The following is a 19,121-nucleotide window of genomic DNA, read 5'->3' on the forward strand; positions in this document are numbered from 1 at the left end:
AACTGGCTCTCCCTCGCGACGTTACGCAGCAAGGGTTATAGATGGCGCTGCACGCTCCGGCAACGGTAGCGCCGCGGCGCATGTCGAGGTTCAAGGGTAAGGGAGCAGATACGTGCAGGACGATGCAGTCGCAGCGGAAAATCGCGAGCCGGGACATGGGCGCGAAGCCAGGACGCCACACGAAATTCCGGCGAAGGGGTTGAAGGATGTCTTCTGGCGCCTGTATGCGGCGATCAACGAGGACCGCGTGATGCTGGTTGCCGCCGGCGTCACCTATTATCTGCTGCTGGCGCTCTTCCCGGCCGTTTCCGCGCTGGTGTCGCTCTACGGTTTCGTTGCCAATCCGAGCCAGATCGCCGAGCGCATCCAGTTCCTCGGCACGGTGATGCCCAGCGATGCGCTGAACATTTTCATCGAACAGCTGCGTTCGCTCGCCTCCCAGGACAGTTCGACGCTCAGCATCGGCCTGATCGCGGGTCTGGGGATTGCGCTGTGGAGCTCCAACAACGGCATGAAGGCGCTGTTCGAGGCGATGAATGTCGCCTATCAGGAAAGCGAGAAACGCAGCTTCCTGAAGCTGACCGGCGTCTCGCTGCTGTTCACGCTCGGTGCGATGATCCTTGTTCTCGTCCTTGTTGTCGCCGTCGGAGTCGTTCCCGCTGTCCTTGCGTTCCTCTCCATCGGCAGCTGGGCGGAAACGGTGATCAGCCTCGTGCGCTGGCCGCTGATGCTGGTGTTCATCATGGGTGGCATTGCACTGCTCTACCGCTACGGCCCGAGCCGCGAGCCGGCCAAGGCGCGCTGGCTGAGCTGGGGCACGGGGTTTGCCACGCTCTTCTGGCTGATCGCCTCGCTCGCCGTCTCCTACTACCTCTCCAACTTCGCCGATTACAATGCCACTTACGGCACGCTCGGCGCCTTGATCGGTTTCATGGTCTGGACCTGGATCTCGGTCGTCATCGTCCTCATCGGCGCCGAATTGAACGCCGAGCTGGAGCATCAGACGGCGCAGGATACGACCACCGGTCCGGACGAGCCGATGGGCAAACGCGGCGCCTATATGGCCGACCATCTCGGCAAGGCTTCCACTTGAACCTTCTCCGTGGATCTGCGCATTTGGCGCTGGACGCCGCCGGAAGTTCCATATTACGTTGACGTTAACGTCAAAGCATTGAGGAGAATCTCATGAATGAACTCGTGACCCGCGTCGCCGACAACGTCGGCATCGCACCCGACACCGCCGAGAAAGCCGTCGGCATGATGCTCGGCTTCCTGCAGCGCGAAGCCGACGAAGCCGCGGTCGCCAGGATGATCACCGCCATCCCAGGCGCCCCGGAGCTGGTGGCCAAGTTCAACGGCGAAGGCTCGGGCGGCGGCGGTCTGCTCGGCGGTCTGATGTCGAGCTTCGGCGGCGGCGTCATGGCGCTCGGCCAGCAGCTGATGAGCCTCGGCCTCGGCATGGGCGAAATCACCGGCCTCGCCAAGGAAACCATCAAGGTTGCCCGCGAGCACGCCGGCGACGAGACCGTCGACACGGTCGTCGCCTCGGTTCCGGGCCTCAGCCAGTTCGTCTGATCGAATTCGCAGTAGCATCCAAAAAGCCGTCGGATCGCTCCGGCGGCTTTTTCAGTTCCTGGAAAGCCAGTCCCGAAGCGGCTGATTGATCCGCGACTGCCATCCTGCCCCCCGGCTCAAAACTCATCCAGCACATCGGCATCCGGCTGGATCGTCGTCGAAACCTCTGTCTGCGTGCTGGTGGGACGTTCGCGCAGGACGGAGGCCGCAGCAAGCTTCTCCGCCCACGGGCTCTCGCTGAGATCCGGCGCATCCCCGTCACGGATTGGCAAGTGTGGCGCCACAGGCTTTCTGCTCTTGGTCATTGGCTTTTCTCATGCGGATGATCCGCTGGTCTGCACCGCGTGGCGTCCAGACGATGACGAGCGATCTCCGCTGCGAGTCGCGCTTCTTGCAAGGCGGCTGATCGATAAGCGGAGCCGCATCACCACGGTACAGTTTCTGTACTGGACGATCTCCTTTTCGAGGCGGATAATCCGCGTCCGGAGAGGGTGCATCATGTCCAATGATGGCTACAGCCTGTTTTGCCCCATCGCCAAGGCTTGCGAACTGCTGGCCCCGCGATGGACGATGCTGCTCTTGTGCGAACTCTGGTCCGGCTCCACCCGCTTCAACGAGATCCGCCGAGGCCTGCCGGGCATGTCGCCGACGCTGCTGTCGAAGCGGCTGCGCGAGATGGAGGAGCGTGGCCTCGTGGCGCGCTGCCGGGACGAGGTCGCCGGCGAGGTTCACTATCGGCCGACCGCGATCGCCAACGAACTCGAACCGATCCTCTTCGCACTCGGCAAATGGGCCCATCGCAACGTCAACGCCGATGTGACGCTGGAACATCTCGATGCCCGCGTGCTGATGTGGAACCTGCGGCGCAAGGTCAACAGCGTCGCCCTGCCGCAGGGCCGCCGCAGCGTCGTCCAGTTCATCTTCCCGGAACTGCCACACGACGAGCAGAGCTACTGGCTGGTCGCTCGCCCCGGCACCCCCGTCGATCTCTGTCTCGTCGATCCGGGCCACGACGTCGATCTCTTCATCACCGCCGACCTGAAGGCGATGACCTCGGCCTGGCTCGGGCTCTCCAGCCTGGACCTGGAGATTGCCCGGGGCCGCATCGAGTTGATCGGCGACCGCCACATCGCAAGCGCGATCGGCAACTGGATGGTGCGCAGCTCCTACGCCGCCTGATCGCCGCGCTACAGTTTCTGTACCCCGCCGCTACAGTTTCTACACTGGGCCGAACGGGGCGGGATGCGCCACACTCGCGGCAGTTGGCAGATGAAGAGCGGGCCAGCGAGAAGTCGCGCTGCCGCTCCTGCCCAGCACCTTTCCAGTCGAAGCCATCTCGGCAGCACGGATGCGCGGCCACGGTCGCCTGTTGCGCTGCCCCATCCGGGAGATAACGAAATGAATGCCAACCTTGCCACCGTGTCCAGCCTGACCCCCGCTGCGACACCCGCCCCCGATCTCGCCGCGCTGAAGGCGCGCCAGCAGCTGGCCTGGTCGTCCGGCAACTATGCCATCGTCGGCACGACGCTGCAGATCGTCGGCGAAACCCTCTGCGAGGCTGCAGACCTCCGCTCCGGCGAGCGGGTTCTGGATGTCGCCGCCGGCAACGGCAATGCGACGCTGGCAGCCGCCCGCCGCTGGTGCAACGTCACCTCGACGGACTACGTCCAGGCGCTGCTCGACGGCGGCCGCCGCCGGGCGATGGCAGAAGGGCTGACCGTGGATTTCCAGCTCGCCGACGCCGAAAGCCTGCCGTTCGCGGCGGAAGCCTTCGATGCGGTCCTCTCCAGCTTCGGCGTGATGTTCACCCCCGACCAGGACCGGGCCGCCCGCGAGATGCTGCGCGTGGTGCGACCGGGCGGGCGCATAGTGCTCGCCAACTGGACGCCGGCGGGCTTCATCGGCCAGCTGTTCAAGACCATCGGCCAGCATCTGCCGCCGCCGCAGGGGGTGAAGTCGCCCGCGCTCTGGGGCACGCAGGAGCGCCTGGAGGAATTGTTCGGCGCCGACGCGAAGGTGATCGCCACCCCGCGCAGCTTCACCTTTCGCTACCGCTCGCCCGACCACTGGCTGGAGATCTTCCGCACCTGGTACGGCCCGGTCCACAAGGCCTTCGAAGCGCTCGGCGGAGAGCAGAAGCAGCAGGCACTCGCCGACGATCTGCTGGCGCTGATCGACCGCTTCAACGTCGCGGCCGACGGCACCATGGTGGCGCCGAGTGACTATCTCGAGGTGATCGTCGTCAAGAGCTGACGCAGCGGCCTCCATCGGCCAGAGATCACAGGCTCTGAAGCAAGGAAGCCGCCGGAGCGATCCGGCGGCTGTTTGCTGTCAATCCCACTTCGGCGCGAGATGGCCGGGGTTGAGGATGCGACCGTCGGGACGGGCAAGCGCGCGGATCTCGGCCATCTCGTCGTCGCTGAGCGCGAAGTCGAAGATCGCGAGGTTCTCCTGCAGACGGCTCTCGGTGGCGGTCTTGGAAAGCGCGACCACATCGTCCTGCTGCACGGCCCAGCGCAGCGTCACTTGGGCCGCGGTCTTGCCGTGCCTGGCGCCGATATCCTTCAGCACCTCGTCCTGCGGCACCTTGCCATCGGCCATCAGGTAATAGGCGGTCACCGACATGCCGGTCTTGGCGGCCTCCTCGATCACCTTCGTCTGGTCGAGATAGGGGTGAAACTCCACCTGGTTGGTGACGATAGGCGCATCCGACAGGCTGACGGCTTCCGCCATCAGGGCGGTGGAGAAGTTAGAGACGCCGATCTCCCGCACCTTGCCGGCGTCGCGCAATTCGTTGAGCGCCCCCATGCGGTCGGCGAGCGGCATCTCGCTCTGCGGCCAGTGCAGCAGGAGGAGATCGACGTAGTCGGTCTTCAGCTTGGCAAGGCTCTCGTCGACGGAGGCGATGAAGGCATCGTGCCCGACCCGGTCGACCCAGACCTTGGTGGTCAGGAAGATCTCGTCGCGGGGAATGCCCGAGCTGTCGAGAACATCGCCGACGGCCGCCTCGTTCTTGTAGATCTGCGCGGTGTCGACATGCCGGAAGCCGAGCTTCAGGGCCTGCGGCAGCACCCGGTGAACGTCCTCGTCCGGCATGCGGAATGTGCCGAAGCCGAGGGCTGGAATATGGGCGCCGTTTGCGCTGACAGTATGCATGAAAAACTCCCTTGGAAAAGCCGGTTAGAAGCCGGAGGAAAGGCCCCCTTTACATGGGCCTTTCGGGATTCGGGTCAACCGGCAGACGTCGATCCTCAGCCGGCGAGCGGCGGATCGAGGCGGGCAAAGCCCTCCTGCCGGCGGTAAGGGAAATGCGGGTAGGGGGCCGTCACCGCGCTCGCCTCATCGAGCCTTCGGACCTGGTCCTCCGTCAGCGACCAGCCGATCGCGCCGAGGTTCTGGCGAAGCTGCTCCTCGTTGCGGGCGCCGATGATGACCGAGGAGACGGTCGGCCTGCCGACGAGCCAGTTGATCGCCACCTGCGGCACGGTCTTCTCCGCTTCGGCCGCGATCTCTTCCAGCATGTCGACGACGCGGTAGAGGTGTTCTTCCTGCACCGGCGGGCCGAAATCGGCCGTCTCGTGCAGGCGGCTGCCAGAAGGAACGGGCTTGCTGCGGCTGATCTTGCCGGTGAGCCGGCCCCAGCCGAGCGGGCTCCAGACGAGTGCACCGAGCCCCTGGTCGGCACCGAGCGGCATCAGGTCCCATTCGTAGTCGCGCCCGAGGAGCGAGTAGTAGACCTGGTTGGCGACATAGCGCGTCAGCCCGTGCCGGTCGGCGGCGGCGAGCGACTTCATGATCTGCCAGCCGGAGAAGTTGGAAACGCCGATGTAGCGCAGCTTGCCGTCCGCCACGAGCCGGTCCAGCGTCGAGACGACTTCCTCCACGGGTGTCGAGGCATCGAAGGCATGCAGCTGGAAAATGTCGATGTGGTCGGTTCCGAGCCGCTTCAGGGCGGCGTCCACCGCACCGATCAGGCGCGAGCGCGACGAGCCCCAGTCATTGGCGCCGTCGCCGGTCGGCAGGCTCGCCTTGGTGGAGATCAGCACGTCGCTGCGTCGGCCCTTGATCGCCTCGCCGAGCACTTCCTCGGACGCGCCGTTCGAATAGACGTCCGCCGTGTCGAACAGGTTGACGCCGGCCTCTAGGCAGATGTCGACGAGGCGGCGGGCTTCGGCGACGTCCGTCGTCCCCCAGTGGCTGAAGAGCGGGCCGGACCCGCCGAACGTGCCGGCACCGAAGCTGAGGACCGGCACCTTGAGGCCGGATTTTCCGAGACTGCGATATTCCATGGTGGTGTTCCTTTGAGCGGGTTCAGTGCGTCGAGAAGGCGGGGCGGTTCGCTTGCTTCTCGTCTTGCCTTTCGCCCCGCATCGAGACGAGCGCGACAACAAGGGCGGCGACGGGGAAGAGGGCGGAGACATAGGGGATGGACGCCAGCCCAGGTCCGTGTTCGATCGCCAGCCCGCCGACCCAGGCGCCGAGCGCATTGCCGAGGTTGAAGGCGGCGATGTTGAAGCTGGAGGCGAGCTGTTCGCCGGCTCCTTCTGCCTTGCCGAGCACCCACATCTGCAGCGGCGCGACGGTGGCAAAGGCGGTGAGGCCGAGCAGGCCGACGAAGGCCACCGTCAGCACCGGGCTGAGGAAGGCCGTCGGCATCAGCGCCAGCGTCACGCCAAGCAGAGCGAGCGTCACCAGCACGGTCCGGCGCAGGTTGCGGTCGGCAAGCCTGCCGCCGAGCAGGTTGCCGGCAATCAGTCCCAGCCCGAAGACGAGCAGGATCGGCGAGACGGCGGCATCCGACAGTCCGGCAACCTGCGTCAAAAGCGGCGCGATATAGGTGAACACCCCGAAGACGCCGGCATAGCCGAGCACGGTGGTCATGAGGCCGAGCAGCACCGGCAGGCGCGAGATGGCCTTGAGGTCCCGGCGCCAGTCCGAAGCCTCCGGCTTGCCCTCGTCCTTCGGCAGCAGCGCGGCGATGACGGCAAACGCCGCCAGTCCGACGAGCGAGACCGCCCAGAAGGTGGAGCGCCAGCCGAACTGCTGTCCGAGCCAGGTGCCGAAGGGCACGCCAAGCACGGTGGCGACCGTCAGCCCGGTGAACATGATGGCGATCGCAGACGCGCGTTTCTCCGGCGCGACGAGCTTGGTGGCGACCACCGAGCCGACCCCGAAGAAGGTGCCGTGCGCAAGCGCCGTGACGATGCGCGCCGCCATCAGGATCTCGTAAGAAGGCGCCAGCGCGCAGATGATGTTGCCGACGATGAAGATCAGCATCAGTCCGGCGAGCACCGTCTTGCGCGGCCAGCGGCCGGTGAGGATCGTCAGCGTCGGGGCGCCGAAGACGACGCCGAGCGCATAGCCGGAGATCAACAGGCCCGCGGTGGCGATCGAGACGCCCATGTCGGCGCCGACTTCCCGGAGCAGGCCCATGATGACGAATTCGGTGACGCCGATCCCGAAGGCGCCGGCGGTAAGTGCATAGAGTGCGAGAGGCATGGGTTTTCTCGTTCGGTTGGAGTGTTGCGCGACAGATAGACCCATGCACATCTGTGATGTAGCTTGTCGGGAGGAACAGCATCTATGAACCGGGTTCACGAATGGCGCGAATCGACATCAATCGCTCCGGGGAGATGGAAGTCTTCGTCCGCGTCGTCGAAAGTGGCGGCTTCTCGGCGGCTGCCCGCAGCCTGTCGCTGACGCCCTCGGCGGTGAGCAAGCTCATCGGCCGGCTGGAAAGGCGCCTCGGGGCCCGGCTGCTCAGCCGCTCGACCCGCCACCTGCAGCTGACCCCGGAGGGGCGGGAGTTCTTCGAACGCTCCACGGCGGTGCTGGCCGGCATCGAGGATGCCGAGCGAGCCGCGGGCTCCGCGGTGGAGGCGGTCGGCCGCATCCGCTTCAACAGCAGCTCCGTCTACTGCGCCCATGTGCTGAACCCGCTGCTGCCGGAATTCCTGGCGCTCTATCCGGGCGTCACGCTCGACATTGCCCAGACCGACGTCGTCATCGATCTGCTGGCCGATCATGCCGATGTCGCGGTGCGCACCGGACCGCTGAAGAGCTCCAGCCTGGTCGCCCGCAAGCTGGGGCAGACGCGCCTGATGGTCGCCGCATCGCCGGCCTATCTGAAGCGCTTCGGCACGCCGCGGCATCCCTCCGAACTGGCGCACCACAATCTGCTGCGCTTTGCCTATACCCGCAGCGTCCGCGACTGGGCCTTTCGCGTCGACGGCGAAGTCTATGCGGTGACCCCCGCCGGCACTGTTCAGGTCAACGACGGGGAGGGCATGCGCCAGTTGGCGGTCGCCGGTGTCGGCATCGTCCGCATGGGCGCCTTCGTCATCCGCGAGGACATCCGCGCCGGCCGGCTGGTGCCGATCCTGGAGGACTTCAGCGCCGGCGACGAAGAGGATTTCTTCGCCATCTACGTCGGGCAGGGCGGCCCGCTGCCGTCGCGGGTTAGGGCGCTCCTGGATTTTCTGGCGGAACGCGGCAAGGTGTCATAGAAGCGTCAGCAGTCGAGTCTGCTGGCTTGAAGCAAGGCCTCGGAAGCGTCAGTCCCTGTTGAAACTTCAGCTGGCAGTCCGCTGCGGCACCGGCAGGAATCGCACAAATCACGTCGGAGACATCACATGAGCCATACGCACCAGGATGCCGTTGCCCGCCTGCGCGCGAAGGCAGAGACGGCGGGTGCGGATACCGCGGTGGTCGCCGTATCCGACATCCGCCTGCTGCTCGATTGCTGCGAGGCGCTGGAGCGCGATCATGACCACCTGCAGCGCCGCGCCGCCAAGGCCCTGGCCATGCTCGATGCCGCAACCATTTTCCTGAAGGCCTATGGCGAGAAATACCGCAACTTCGCCAGAGGCGGCATCCGCCCCACCGCCATCCTGCAAAGCGAGGTCAAGGTGATGTGGGCAGTCTTCAAGGAGTTCCGCGACCCGACCGAAAGCGAAGAGCAGGCCGATCCGGTCCGGGAACTGTGGTTGCAAAACCGCGCCGGTCGCTGATCGCAAGGAATGATCGCCGGAGCCGACCGCTCGGAAGCGCTCGCCTGGCGCGGACCATCGGCATCTAGGCGACGGTCTTGCCGCGGAACCGGTTGCGCAGGAAATGGGACGGCCGGTAGTCGACGCCGGCCGGACGTTCCGGATCGGTGACATCGGACTCCACCACCAGCTCTTCGTCCGCGGTCAGTTCCCGCATCTCGATCGGCCGAAGCCCACGGCCGTGGGCCCGGTTCAGGCGATCGAGGAGGCCGATCAGCGAGCCATTGGTTTCGCGCAGCGTGTCCTCGATCTCTTCTTCCGTACACCCCAGATGCTCCGCCAGCAGGCCGTTGCGTTCGCGCAGCACGCTCCGGCGCAGTTCCACCTGGTCCTCGCCCGCCTCGATGATGACGTCGCACTCGGTGTCATAGCCCATGGACCGGTTGTTGAGATTGGCCGAGCCGATCTTCAGGATCCGGTCGTCGGCAATCATTAGCTTGGCATGCACATAGATCGGGGTTTCCGCCGCGTTGACCGGATAGAAGATCCGGAACCGATCATGCCGGTCGGCCTCCTTCACGAGCTTCATCATCCGGATGCGGGCCGAATCCATGGTTTTCGCTTCCAGCCAGCCATCCGCCGATTGCGGGTTGATGATCACGACCTCCGGCCCGTCGGGCTCCTCGAGGCGCTTGGCGATGGCGCGCGCGATACGCCGGGAGGCGAAATACTGGCTCTCGATGTAGAGCGTCTTCTTGGCGGCCGCGATGATGGCAAGCTTCGCCGTCTCGATCTCGACGATCTGCTTGCGGTCCTTGTATTCCGGCGCCGTGCGGGCGATCCCGACATCGATGTCGCGGTATTCCACCCGCAGGTCATCCGGCCATGGATCGCCCTCGACCGTCACCGGCTCGAGCTTTTCCTCCGTCGCCATTTGCCAGCGGTTGCGGGCAAGCTCGGCAAGCGCGGCCGCCGCTGGCCCCGAACAGCAGGACGTCGCGTCGTGCCAGGGAGCTTCCTGCCCGCCGCGTGGAGAGCGGCGGGCCGGGTCGTTCTCCCGGTGCTCGCGGGTGTCCCAGCGGCAGATCGTCATGTCGATGCCGCCGCAGAAGGCCACCTGGTCATCGATGACGAGCAACTTCATGTGATGCGCCGCCAGCGAGGGATGCGCTCCGTCGAGCTTCAGGTGGATGCCCTTGTTGAAGATCCAGCGCAGCAGATAGAAGGGCGTCTCGCCGCGGGTGATCGAGGCGATCAGCCCGACGTCCCACTTCAGGATGCGGATGTCGAGGTCCGCGTTGTTCTTGGCAAGCGAGTTGAGGAAGCGTCCCAGCTTGTCGGGGCGCTTGGCGTTCTCGTTGTCCGGCTCGAGCCGAATGCGCGTGTCGAAGTCCCAGCCGATCATGTAGATCGACCGCTTCGCCTTCAGCATCGACTGTTTCGCCAGCCGGAAGAAGTCAGCCGCGTCGATGATGACGGAGAAGCGGTCGGCCCGCGCCACCCGCCAGCAGCTTTCGCCCTCGGACAAAATCGAAGTCATGTCGTGTCAGCCCCGCTTGGTGATGTCAGATCGATGATGATGATGTCTTGGTCGTCGTCGTCGCGCCAGGCGACAGGGCGGGAACGTTTGACCGCCTAGCGAGTTCCGTGGCCAACACGACCCCCCGTCACGTCCCGCCCCGAGAGCTGCCGAAGCCTGCCGTTGATCCTCCAGAAGATGAACCGCCATCAGCAGGACGCATTCCTGCGCTGAATGGGGTTTGGCGGCAGTCTGGGCACGAGGTCCGGGCTGCGCGCTATCCGTGGATGTGTTGTGCGTTCCGACCCGGAGATCCTGATGCGCTGGCCTTTTCTGTTGTTCCTCCTCTTCCTGCTCGGTTCCGTCCTCAGCCTTGTGCTGATCGACCGGCTCGGCACCTCCCGCATCGAGTTCGGGCCCAACGAGGCCGTCAATCCCCGCAATCCTTTGTTTCCGGCGCCGTCTCGCTCCTGACGGACCACCTCCCGTCGCATGATATTTTGTGATGCACCGATAGATTTCGGTGCTGGACCTTCGCAAAACCGTTGCAAAGCAGGGCAAATGCGCAAGTCCTCCCGTGCGGCTGCTTGCCTCCGGCTGCAAGAAACCCCTTGACCTTGGCAAGGCCGGCGGCCTTCACTCCCCGATATTTCAAGGAGACCTGCATGCCCGTCAATACCGCACCGCGTACCCAGACCTATACCTATGTCGAAGGCGAATGGCTGGAAGGCAACCCGCCGCTGATCGGCCCCACCTCGCACGCCATGTGGCTGGGCTCGACGGTGTTTGACGGCGCCCGCTGGTTCGACGGCATGTCGCCCGATCTCGACATGCACTGCCAGCGCGTCAACCGCTCCGCCACCAGCATGGGCATGAAGCCCACCATGGCAGCGGAGGAAATCGAACGGCTGGCGCTGGAAGGCGTCAGGAAGTTCGACGGCAAGACCGCCATCTACATCAAGCCGATGTACTGGTCCGAGCACGGCACCTCCTACAGCGTCGTGGCGCCGGACCCGGAATCCACCCGCTTCGCGCTCTGCCTCTTCGAGGCGCCGATGCACACGGCCAAGCCCTCGTCGCTGACCGTCTCCCCCTACCGGCGCCCCAACCCGGAAGTCGCCATGACCGGCGCCAAGACCGGCAGCCTCTATCCCAACAGCGGCCGCATGATCATCGAGGCGCGGGCGCGCGGCTTCGACAATGCGCTCGCCCGCGACATGAACGGCAATGTCGCCGAAACCGCCTCCTCCAACATCTTCATGGTCAGGGACGGCGTGGTCATGACGCCGGTCCCCAACGGCACCTTCCTTGCCGGCATCACCCGCTCGCGCGTCATCACGCTGCTGCGCCAGGCCGGCCTCGACGTCCGCGAAGTCAGCCTCACGGTGGAGGACTTCCAGCACGCCGACGAGATCTTCACCTCCGGCAACTACTCCAAGATCGTGCCGGTGACGAAGCTCGACGACCGCGAGTTCCAGGAAGGCCCGGTCGCCCGCAAGGCGCTGGAACTCTACATGGACTGGGCCCGCTCCACGGCCGCCTGATCGACCATCCCGACTTGCGTCTCGTCCCCATCGCTTTATGAGTATGTTCGGTAAGGCGAGGGGACGACACGTGCAGACGACAGCACTCTCACTGAATCTGCAGCGCCCTTAGTTTTCACTTAGCCTGTATGGCATCCGCCGGTATGCTCGGGGCCTTGAACATAGCTACAACGATTGAGGTCTGTGAGACCGGAATGTTGATAGCCTGACCCCCTGAATAGGTGGTCGTACCATAGGCAGTATTTCCATACACATTGACTGAGGAGTTTGCGTAGACCGGCATGGATCCGCCATATTCGCTTCCTCGCTGGGAGCCGTAGTCCAGTATTTTGTAGTGCGTATAGCCTCTGGATCGAACAGTCATAGATACGCGTTTTTCCATGCCTTCTTTCGCAGCATTAACGCCAATCAATCCCCGAGCATCAACATCAAGCCTGACGACATTGCTTGAAAGTGCAACCTCGCTTTGGCTTACGCACCCCGCCAGTGCGACAAGCGCGCCTAGACATACTAGCTTCTTCATTCCGCCCTCCCTTAATATGATGAGTCAACACGACTTCTACGAGGAAGGCAAGGAACGCTCAACTTCCAGTAGTCACCATAGCCGCCATTTTCAGGCAGTGCGCAAAAAATGCCTGCCCGCCGTTCAGGCGGTGCTGGCCGCACTCTTCCGCATGGGTCTCGTCTCCACCCCCGACGGCAAGCGCTTCGCCTTCCGCCGCGCCGCCTGAGCCCTCACTCCGCCGGGACCACCACCTGCTCGGCGCCAAGCTCGCTGCCAAGTTCGGCGGCCTCTGTCTGCTTGTCCATGACGCAGATGTGGCTGACCGTGGTCGTCGTGCCCTTCGCCGTGCCGGTGACGATGGCGAGGCCATAGCGTTCGCTGCCGAAGGGGTCGATAACGGCGCGCGGGGCGTCGAGCATGTCCTTCGCCGCGGCCAGGCATTTCGCCTCCACGGTCTGCGCGAACGCCGCCCAGGCATCGTCGGAGGAAGCCTCTGCCGTGCCGGCGCCCGGCAGGATGGTGGCGGCGAGAAGACTGGCGGTTCTGGCGAATTTCAACATCTGGAAGCTCCTGGGGTGTGTCCTGGCTGTCGTTCCGGGCTCTATCAGATTTTCACGCCGCGCGGGAGCGATTGGTCCCGATTCTGGCCCGTCAGGCGTTGCCTCTTGGCCGGTGCGCTCCTATGTTCCGCCGTGACCGTTTCACGGTGTTTTGCCGAAAAGGAGTAAGATCATGGCCTTTGAACTTCCCGAGCTGCCCTATGCCTACGATGCACTCGGCCCCTACATGTCGGCCGAGACGCTGGAATTCCACCACGACAAGCACCACAAGGCCTATGTCGACACCGGCAACAAGCTGGCCTCGGAAGCGGGCATGGGCGATCTCTCCGTCGAGGACGTGATCAAGAAGTCCTACGGCACCCACCAGACCCTCTTCAACAATGCCGGCCAGCACTACAACCACATCCACTTCTGGAACTGGATGAAGAAGGACGGCGGCGGCAAGAGCCTGCCTGGCAAGCTGCAGACCGCGATCGACAGCGATCTCGGCGGCTACGACAAGTTCAAGTCTGATTTCATCGCCGCCGGCACGACGCAGTTCGGCTCTGGCTGGGCGTGGGTTTCCGTCAAGGATGGCAAGCTCGAGATCTCCAAGACCCCGAACGGCGAAAACCCGCTGGTTCACGGTGCCGATCCGATCCTCGGCGTCGACGTCTGGGAGCATTCCTACTACATCGACTACCGCAACATGCGTCCGAAGTACCTGGAAGCCTTCATCGACAACCTGATCAACTGGGACTACGTCCTGGAACGCTACGAAGCCGCCACCAAGTAATCCCGTCGCGACGGTATTTTCGAAGGGCTCCGGTTTTGCCGGAGCCCTTTTTTCGTGGCGGCACACCCTCAACGGTTCGATGCAACAGCGGGTGCCTGCGGTGCGGGTGGATGCCCCCTTCTCCCCAACGGGGAGAAGTGCCGAGCGAATGCGAGGCGATGAGGGGGGCAAAGCCACTGTCTTCATCCCCGGCCCCCTCATCCGGCGCTACGCGCCACCTTCTCCCCGTGGGGGAGAAGACGAGCGGACAGCGCTTGGGCCCGTGCACCCATCGTCGCGACCGCCGATATCGTCCGGAGCCCTTTTTCGTTCTCCCTCGCTAACCGACGGGCGAAAGCTGTGCGCCCGGGTTCTGGCGGAAGAAGTCCAGGTCGCGCTCGGCCGCGTCCAGCTCGTAGCCCAGGTCGTCCGCCTCGCGCCGCATCCGGCGTCCCTCGCGCTCCAGGTCGTCGATGCGATCGGCGAATGCCGCGCCGGTCGTTGTCGGTCGCCTTCTTCATGTCGTCGTAGAGCCGGTCGGCCTCCGCGTCCCGCGCACTGACGTCGGACTGCAGCGAACCGATCCTTGAGCGCAGATCGTGAACCCGCTTGCCGAGGCTGTAGCCGCGCACGAAACCCGTCTCCATCTCGGCGGGGCAGACGTTGTGATAGGCGCCTCCGGCTTCGCCGTGCGCGGCGCCGCCAAGCGGCGTGCAGAAGCGGCGGATGCCGGTCTGGTAGCCCTGATACCATTGCGTCTGGTTGGGTGCGGCGCCGCTTTTGGAGCAGGACCGGACATGATCGGCAAAGCGGCTCTGCGGATCATAGCCCGCCGCGCCGTCCGTATCGCCGACCACGGCCCAGTCGGCCACCCGGCATTCCTCCTTGGACATGGTGCCGCACGAGGCAAGTGCCGCCATGACGGCCGCCATGCCGATGAATGGCAAGTAACGCATATGATGTACCCCCGGTTGAAAATCCCCGGTCCCTTGAAGCATGATTCAATTCGATCTTCCAGATGTCGGCGGGCGATGCCCCATGCCATCCCCCACGCCAGGTCCCCATGCCAGCCCATGCGTCACACGGCTGTTAAATTCCGCTGGTCTATGAGCCCGGACAATTCCCCGGACCGAGCCTTCCGCATGCCCAGTGATTCCCCCCTTATCCGTTTCGGCGTGATCGCCGATCCGCAATACGCGCCGCTGCCGCCCAATCCGGTGCTGAACCGCTATTTCGAGCAAAGCCTCGGCAAGCTCGACGAGGCGATCGGCGTCTTCAACGCGCAGGACCTGGCCTTCGTCGTGACGCTCGGCGATCTCGTCGACCGTGGTGAGGAGAATGTCGACGCGGTGCTCGCCCGCTACGCGCCGCTGCGCCACGAGAGCATTCTTCTGCCCGGCAACCACGATTTCCTCGTGGCACCGGAGCGTCTGCCCGAGGTCCACAACCGTCTTTCCATGCCGGCGCCCTATCACCACTTTGCCCGCAACGGCCTGCGCTTCGTCGTCATCGATGGCAGCGAGGAAAGCCTCTTTGCAGCCCCGGAAGGCGACCCGCGCCACGACCGTGCTAAAGCCCGGCTGGCGGCTTTGGAAGAGGCCGGCGCGCTGAACGCCCAGACCTGGAACGGCGGCATCGGCGAGGCGCAGTTCACCTGGCTCTCCGGCGTGCTGGTGGATGCGGCCGCCGCCGGCGAGAAGGTGGTGGTCATGGGCCACTATCCGCTCTATCCGGACAATGCCCACAACCTGTGGGACTGGCAGGCGCTCGTCGATCTCTTCGACCGCTCCGGCAACGTGCTCGCCTATCTCTGCGGCCACAACCACATCGGCAACCTCGGCCACCATGGATCGACCTGGTACGTGAACTTCACGGGCATGGTGGACACGGAGACGGAAAACACCTTCGCGATCGCCGAAATCTTCCCCGACCGCCTGGAAATTACCGGCTTCGGCCGCGAGGAAAGCCGCGCGCTGCCCTTCGACATCTAGCGGGTGTCGGAGGCGTCCTCGGAGCCTCTGCCGGTATCGACCTGCCAACCCTCGACCCACCGCCTGCGCAGGGCGTCGCCCTGGCCGATGAAGAAGCCGTCGGCCGGCACGCAATCCTCCACACGATCGGCGCGGAAATTGCGGAACGCCTGCCGCAACTCGCACCAGCCGACGATATTGGCCGTCTGGGAATAATAGATCAGCGCGATCGGCCGGATCACCCGCTCCGTCGATCGGCCCAGCTCATCGCGATAGTCGAGCGACAGCGTCTGCTCGTCGCGGATCGCCCGCCGCACCATGGCGAAATCGACGGCCTCCGGAGCGGGGGCAGCACTGCCCCATGCATGCAGGGCGTTTGCGGAAAATGTCGCCGAGAGCGGCGGCGGCACGGCGGCGGCGATCTTGCGGTTCACCTGCTTGGCCGCCTGCCGCAACTCCCTGTCGCCGGTGCGTTCCAGAAGCGCCAGCGCCACCACGATCGCTTCGGTCTCCTCGATCGTCAGCATCAGCGGCGGCAGCGTGAATCCCGGCCGCAGGATGTAGCCGATGCCGCGTCCGCCCTCGATCGGCACCCGCATCGCCTGCAGCGCGACGATGTCGCGGTAGATGGAGCGGACCGTCACCTCCAGCTGTGCAGCGATGGTCGCTGCCGTCACCGGCTTCGTCGCAAGCCGCAGGATCTGGATGATCTCGAAGAGCCTTGACGCCTTGCGCATGTTTTCTGCCTCCGCTCCACCGCTCCTGACAGAACGCTGTCAGGAGCGCTTCGCTATATCGCCGTAGATCCATAAGCAAAACAAGCCTCCCTGAAGTCTGCGGCGAGGCGGCGAGAACAGGAAACTGACATGACCTACGGCGAAAATCTCTGGCTGTTCTTCACCCTTCTGTTCGGCATCATCGTCGTCCCCGGCATGGACATGATCTTCGTGCTGGCCAATTCGCTGACCCGTGGGCGCTCCGCCGGCCTCGCGGCGACCGCGGGCATCATGGCCGGCGGTGCCGTTCATTCCCTCTACGGCGCAGCCGGGGTCGGCCTGTTGGCCCATCTGGTGCCCATGCTGTTCACGCCGCTGCTGATCGCCGGCGCGCTCTACATGGCCTGGATCGGCGTGACCCTGATGCGCAGTTCGATCATCATCGAAGGTGTCGGTCCCGCCGATGCCGCAAGTCACTGGCAGGCCTTCCTGCGCGGCGCCATCACCTGCCTGATGAACCCCAAGGCATACCTCTTCATGCTGGCGATCTACCCGCAGTTCCTGCGCCCCGACTTCGGTCCACTCGCTCCCCAGGCGGCCGTCATGGCGCTGATGACGGCCATGACCCAGCTTGCCGTCTACGGCGGTCTGGCGCTCGCAGCGGGCAGGGCGCGGCAGGCGATCGTCGACAACGCCCGCGCCACCGTCTGGATCGGCCGCAGCGCCGGAGCGCTCTTGGTGGCCGTCTCGTTGGTCACGCTTTGGGAAGGTACCGGCAGCTGGCGCATGTGACGGAACGAAGACATAGCCTCTTGATTTTCCTCACGATATCACCTCTTTGTGACTTTGTTCGCAAGCCCCGGCGGGCGATGCTGCGGCGCTTCATCGCGGCCGGTCGGTCGCTGTCACCCAAGGAGAACCACCGCATGCGCCTGAAGTCTCTCGCTCTCGGAGCCGTGCTCGGCTGCCTCTGTCTTTCCGCAGCCGTCGCCCAGGAGGAGCCGCAGGTCGTGCGGCAGAACCTGATGAAGGGCATCGGCCGGTCGATGGGCGCGCTCGGCGCCATCGCCAAGGGCGAGAAGCCCTATGACGCAGCCGTCGTCCAGACGTCCCTGGAGACGATCAGCACCAATGCCAAGGCTTTCCCGGACCAGTTCCCGGAAGGCTCCGAGACCGGCATGGAGAGCGATGCGGCGCCGTCGATCTGGGAGAACATGGCGGACTTCCAGGCGAAATCCGAAAAGCTCGCCGCCGAAGCCGATACGCTGCTGGCCTCCGTGCCCGCGGATCAGGCCGGCGTCGGCGCAGCGTTGAAGACGCTCGGCGGCACCTGCGGCGACTGTCACCAGACCTATCGCCTGAAGCGCTAGCCTCGAAGGCGCGGTAGCCGCCTTTTGGCCACTGAGGCCATGACTGCCTTTTCGCCGGCGGCGGTTCGTCCGCCGGCTTCTCGATGAACGACTGGAGACGGACATGGCTTTGCGGTGGGGGAGGGTACTGGGCGCCGGCGCGGCCGTGGTCGCGATCGGTCTGGCGGCGGCCTGGTACCTCACGGCACCGCAGCCGGCTTCGGCCGACACCTGGGAAGGGCTCGGCGCGCCGGATCTGGCGCGCGGCGAAACGCTGTTCTGGGCCGGTGGCTGCGGCGGCTGTCATGCGGCGGACGGGGCAACAGGCGAGGCGGTCAAGACGCTTTCCGGCGGCCTGGCGCTGACCAGCGCCTTCGGCACCTTCCATGTCCCCAACATCTCGCCCGATCCGCAGGCCGGCATCGGCGCCTGGTCGCTCGCCGAATTCGGCAATGCCATGACCCGCGGCGTCGGCCGCGAAGGCGAGCACCTCTACCCCTCGTTCCCCTATACATCCTACGCCCGCATGGCGCCGGCCGACATCAACGACCTCTTCGCCTACCTGAAGACGCTGCCGGCAAGCGGGAACGTCGCGCCGCCGCACGAACTAGGCTTCCCCTACAACATGCGGATTATGCTCGGTGGCTGGAAGTTCTTGTTCTCCTCCGACGCGCCGCGCGTCGAACTCGCCTCAGCGGATCCCAAGCTGCAGCGCGGCCAGTTCCTCGTCGAAGGCCCCGGCCATTGCGGCGAATGCCATACGCCCCGCAACGCGCTCGGCGGCCTCAAGACCGACCAATGGCTGGCCGGCGGTCCCAATCCGGAGGGCGAGGGGCGCGTGCCCAACATCACGCCGGGCGGCGATGCGGTCGGCTCCTGGAGCGAGGCCGACCTCGTCAGCTATTTCCAGACCGGTTTCACGCCCGACTTCGACACCGTCGGCGGCTCGATGGTCGAGGTGCAGCGCAACCTCTCGCATCTGCCGCAGGAGGATCTGGAAGCGATCGCCGCCTATCTGAAGGCGGTGCCGGCGCTGGACTAGGGCGCATCGGTAGGGCCATTCCGTCTCGCGCGGGAGCGTGGAATCCGCTGGACGCGGCGGGCAGGTGCGCATCAGCGGGGTTAGGCAGGGCTGGAGCGATCGTTCGTTGCGGAGCATCGGAGCGGTCGCGCAGGCTGAAGGGGCACTCCGGTGCCGCTGTCAGGCCCGACGCCGGACACGAGGCTGCTCCGCATCAGGGCGACGAGCGCCTGCGTCGTCGAGACGTCGAGGCGTATCGTGTCCCGCGAGCCGATCACCCTGCAGAACTCGGCCACCTCCGCCTCTTGCGCAACGCGTACCATCCGCCACTCCGGAAACGCCCTTTCCTCGGCCGCCGCAAGCTCGATGAGCTGAACGCGCCTGTGTCTGAGATCGCTGCAGACCTTCTCGAAGACCGCTTCGAGCGCAGGAAGGGGACCCTCCATGACCTGGATGAAGACGCCGTCCGAGGCGATCAGAGCGCCAGTGAGGTCGCATGCCGCATTGCCGCGCGCCGACGCGTCGACAATCCGGTCGATCTGGTCGTGAACCTCCTCTGACGAACCCGACAACGCAATCTCACTGCGGTAGAGAAGCCGGTAGAGAGACATCGTCAGAT

23 protein-coding genes are annotated in these 19,121 nt (G+C 65.1%); 13 read left to right on the plus strand and 10 right to left on the minus strand.

The window, feature by feature from the left end; genetic code table 11:
* Positions 1 to 112 precede the first annotated feature (112 nt).
* Complete coding sequence (locus tag M1E10_RS12990; RefSeq protein WP_499176834.1) at positions 113 to 1,093, plus strand: YihY/virulence factor BrkB family protein; 981 nt, start codon at positions 113 to 115, stop codon at positions 1,091 to 1,093.
* Positions 1,094 to 1,185: 92 nt separating this feature from the next.
* Positions 1,186 to 1,575, plus strand: coding sequence for a hypothetical protein (locus M1E10_RS12995; RefSeq protein WP_499176835.1), 390 nt, complete (start codon positions 1,186 to 1,188; stop codon positions 1,573 to 1,575).
* A gap of 116 nt (positions 1,576 to 1,691) precedes the next feature.
* On the opposite strand, the gene M1E10_RS13000 is transcribed toward M1E10_RS12995, so the two are convergent.
* Positions 1,692 to 1,880, minus strand: coding sequence for a hypothetical protein (locus M1E10_RS13000; protein ID WP_499176836.1), 189 nt, complete (start codon positions 1,878 to 1,880; stop codon positions 1,692 to 1,694).
* 193 nt (positions 1,881 to 2,073) lie between these two features.
* On the opposite strand from M1E10_RS13000, the gene M1E10_RS13005 reads away from it, so the two are divergent.
* The gene (locus tag M1E10_RS13005; RefSeq protein WP_499176837.1) at positions 2,074 to 2,754 is read left to right on the plus strand and encodes a winged helix-turn-helix transcriptional regulator; all 681 of its coding nucleotides are present in this window, start codon (positions 2,074 to 2,076) and stop codon (positions 2,752 to 2,754) included.
* A 219-nt stretch (positions 2,755 to 2,973) separates the two neighbouring features.
* Positions 2,974 to 3,828, plus strand: a complete 855-nt coding sequence (locus tag M1E10_RS13010; RefSeq protein WP_499176838.1) for a class I SAM-dependent methyltransferase — start codon at positions 2,974 to 2,976, stop codon at positions 3,826 to 3,828.
* 78 nt (positions 3,829 to 3,906) lie between these two features.
* Here the strand turns inward: M1E10_RS13010 and M1E10_RS13015 are convergent, their stop codons facing one another.
* From M1E10_RS13015 to M1E10_RS13025, 3 genes are all read right to left on the minus strand, one after another.
* A complete protein-coding gene (locus M1E10_RS13015; RefSeq protein WP_499176839.1) occupies positions 3,907 to 4,731 on the minus strand; it encodes an aldo/keto reductase in 825 nt (274 codons plus the stop codon).
* A gap of 95 nt (positions 4,732 to 4,826) precedes the next feature.
* Positions 4,827 to 5,864: an aldo/keto reductase gene (locus tag M1E10_RS13020; protein WP_499176841.1), complete on the minus strand. Its 1,038-nt coding sequence runs from the start codon at positions 5,862 to 5,864 to the stop codon at positions 4,827 to 4,829.
* A gap of 22 nt (positions 5,865 to 5,886) precedes the next feature.
* A complete protein-coding gene (locus M1E10_RS13025) occupies positions 5,887 to 7,074 on the minus strand; it encodes an MFS transporter (protein WP_499176843.1) in 1,188 nt (395 codons plus the stop codon).
* Between the two features lie 101 nt (positions 7,075 to 7,175).
* On the opposite strand from M1E10_RS13025, the gene M1E10_RS13030 reads away from it, so the two are divergent.
* Both M1E10_RS13030 and M1E10_RS13035 read left to right on the plus strand, forming a co-directional pair.
* The gene (locus tag M1E10_RS13030) at positions 7,176 to 8,081 is read left to right on the plus strand and encodes a LysR family transcriptional regulator (RefSeq protein ID WP_499176845.1); all 906 of its coding nucleotides are present in this window, start codon (positions 7,176 to 7,178) and stop codon (positions 8,079 to 8,081) included.
* 126 nt (positions 8,082 to 8,207) lie between these two features.
* On the plus strand, positions 8,208 to 8,585 hold the full coding sequence (locus tag M1E10_RS13035) for a hypothetical protein (protein WP_499176847.1): 378 nt from the start codon (positions 8,208 to 8,210) through the stop codon (positions 8,583 to 8,585).
* Between the two features lie 64 nt (positions 8,586 to 8,649).
* Here M1E10_RS13035 and M1E10_RS13040 read toward each other — a convergent pair whose 3' ends face one another.
* The gene (locus M1E10_RS13040) at positions 8,650 to 10,104 is read right to left on the minus strand and encodes a phospholipase D-like domain-containing protein (protein WP_499176849.1); all 1,455 of its coding nucleotides are present in this window, start codon (positions 10,102 to 10,104) and stop codon (positions 8,650 to 8,652) included.
* 297 nt (positions 10,105 to 10,401) lie between these two features.
* Here M1E10_RS13040 and M1E10_RS13045 point away from each other — a divergent pair, with 297 nt between their 5' ends.
* Both M1E10_RS13045 and M1E10_RS13050 read left to right on the plus strand, forming a co-directional pair.
* The gene (locus tag M1E10_RS13045; RefSeq protein ID WP_499176851.1) at positions 10,402 to 10,557 is read left to right on the plus strand and encodes a hypothetical protein; all 156 of its coding nucleotides are present in this window, start codon (positions 10,402 to 10,404) and stop codon (positions 10,555 to 10,557) included.
* A 191-nt stretch (positions 10,558 to 10,748) separates the two neighbouring features.
* Positions 10,749 to 11,627: a branched-chain amino acid aminotransferase gene (locus M1E10_RS13050; RefSeq protein ID WP_499176853.1), complete on the plus strand. Its 879-nt coding sequence runs from the start codon at positions 10,749 to 10,751 to the stop codon at positions 11,625 to 11,627.
* Between the two features lie 115 nt (positions 11,628 to 11,742).
* Here the strand turns inward: M1E10_RS13050 and M1E10_RS13055 are convergent, their stop codons facing one another.
* Both M1E10_RS13055 and M1E10_RS13060 read right to left on the minus strand, forming a co-directional pair.
* The gene (locus M1E10_RS13055) at positions 11,743 to 12,150 is read right to left on the minus strand and encodes a hypothetical protein (RefSeq protein ID WP_499176855.1); all 408 of its coding nucleotides are present in this window, start codon (positions 12,148 to 12,150) and stop codon (positions 11,743 to 11,745) included.
* Between the two features lie 212 nt (positions 12,151 to 12,362).
* The gene (locus tag M1E10_RS13060; RefSeq protein ID WP_499176857.1) at positions 12,363 to 12,692 is read right to left on the minus strand and encodes a hypothetical protein; all 330 of its coding nucleotides are present in this window, start codon (positions 12,690 to 12,692) and stop codon (positions 12,363 to 12,365) included.
* A gap of 172 nt (positions 12,693 to 12,864) precedes the next feature.
* On the opposite strand from M1E10_RS13060, the gene M1E10_RS13065 reads away from it, so the two are divergent.
* A complete protein-coding gene (locus tag M1E10_RS13065; protein ID WP_499176859.1) occupies positions 12,865 to 13,467 on the plus strand; it encodes a superoxide dismutase in 603 nt (200 codons plus the stop codon).
* A gap of 197 nt (positions 13,468 to 13,664) precedes the next feature.
* On the opposite strand, the gene M1E10_RS13070 is transcribed toward M1E10_RS13065, so the two are convergent.
* Positions 13,665 to 14,402, minus strand: coding sequence for a DUF2799 domain-containing protein (locus M1E10_RS13070; protein WP_499176860.1), 738 nt, complete (start codon positions 14,400 to 14,402; stop codon positions 13,665 to 13,667).
* A 186-nt stretch (positions 14,403 to 14,588) separates the two neighbouring features.
* Between M1E10_RS13070 and M1E10_RS13075 the strand changes: the two genes are divergently transcribed.
* Complete coding sequence (locus tag M1E10_RS13075; RefSeq protein WP_499176862.1) at positions 14,589 to 15,437, plus strand: metallophosphoesterase family protein; 849 nt, start codon at positions 14,589 to 14,591, stop codon at positions 15,435 to 15,437.
* Here the strand turns inward: M1E10_RS13075 and M1E10_RS13080 are convergent.
* Positions 15,434 to 16,153, minus strand: a complete 720-nt coding sequence (locus M1E10_RS13080; protein ID WP_499176864.1) for a helix-turn-helix transcriptional regulator — start codon at positions 16,151 to 16,153, stop codon at positions 15,434 to 15,436. The genes M1E10_RS13075 and M1E10_RS13080 overlap by 4 nt on opposite strands.
* A 129-nt stretch (positions 16,154 to 16,282) precedes the next feature.
* Between M1E10_RS13080 and M1E10_RS13085 the strand changes: the two genes are divergently transcribed.
* From M1E10_RS13085 to M1E10_RS13095, 3 genes are all read left to right on the plus strand, one after another.
* Positions 16,283 to 16,924, plus strand: a complete 642-nt coding sequence (locus tag M1E10_RS13085; RefSeq protein ID WP_499176866.1) for a LysE family translocator — start codon at positions 16,283 to 16,285, stop codon at positions 16,922 to 16,924.
* Between the two features lie 134 nt (positions 16,925 to 17,058).
* On the plus strand, positions 17,059 to 17,502 hold the full coding sequence (locus M1E10_RS13090; protein WP_499176868.1) for a c-type cytochrome: 444 nt from the start codon (positions 17,059 to 17,061) through the stop codon (positions 17,500 to 17,502).
* A gap of 103 nt (positions 17,503 to 17,605) precedes the next feature.
* Complete coding sequence (locus tag M1E10_RS13095) at positions 17,606 to 18,523, plus strand: cytochrome c (protein WP_499176870.1); 918 nt, start codon at positions 17,606 to 17,608, stop codon at positions 18,521 to 18,523.
* Positions 18,524 to 18,603: 80 nt separating this feature from the next.
* Here M1E10_RS13095 and M1E10_RS13100 read toward each other — a convergent pair whose 3' ends face one another.
* Complete coding sequence (locus M1E10_RS13100) at positions 18,604 to 19,113, minus strand: BLUF domain-containing protein (protein WP_499176872.1); 510 nt, start codon at positions 19,111 to 19,113, stop codon at positions 18,604 to 18,606.
* Positions 19,114 to 19,121 lie beyond the last annotated feature (8 nt).

Source organism: Rhizobium sp. PK7-22 (assembly GCF_056530405.1).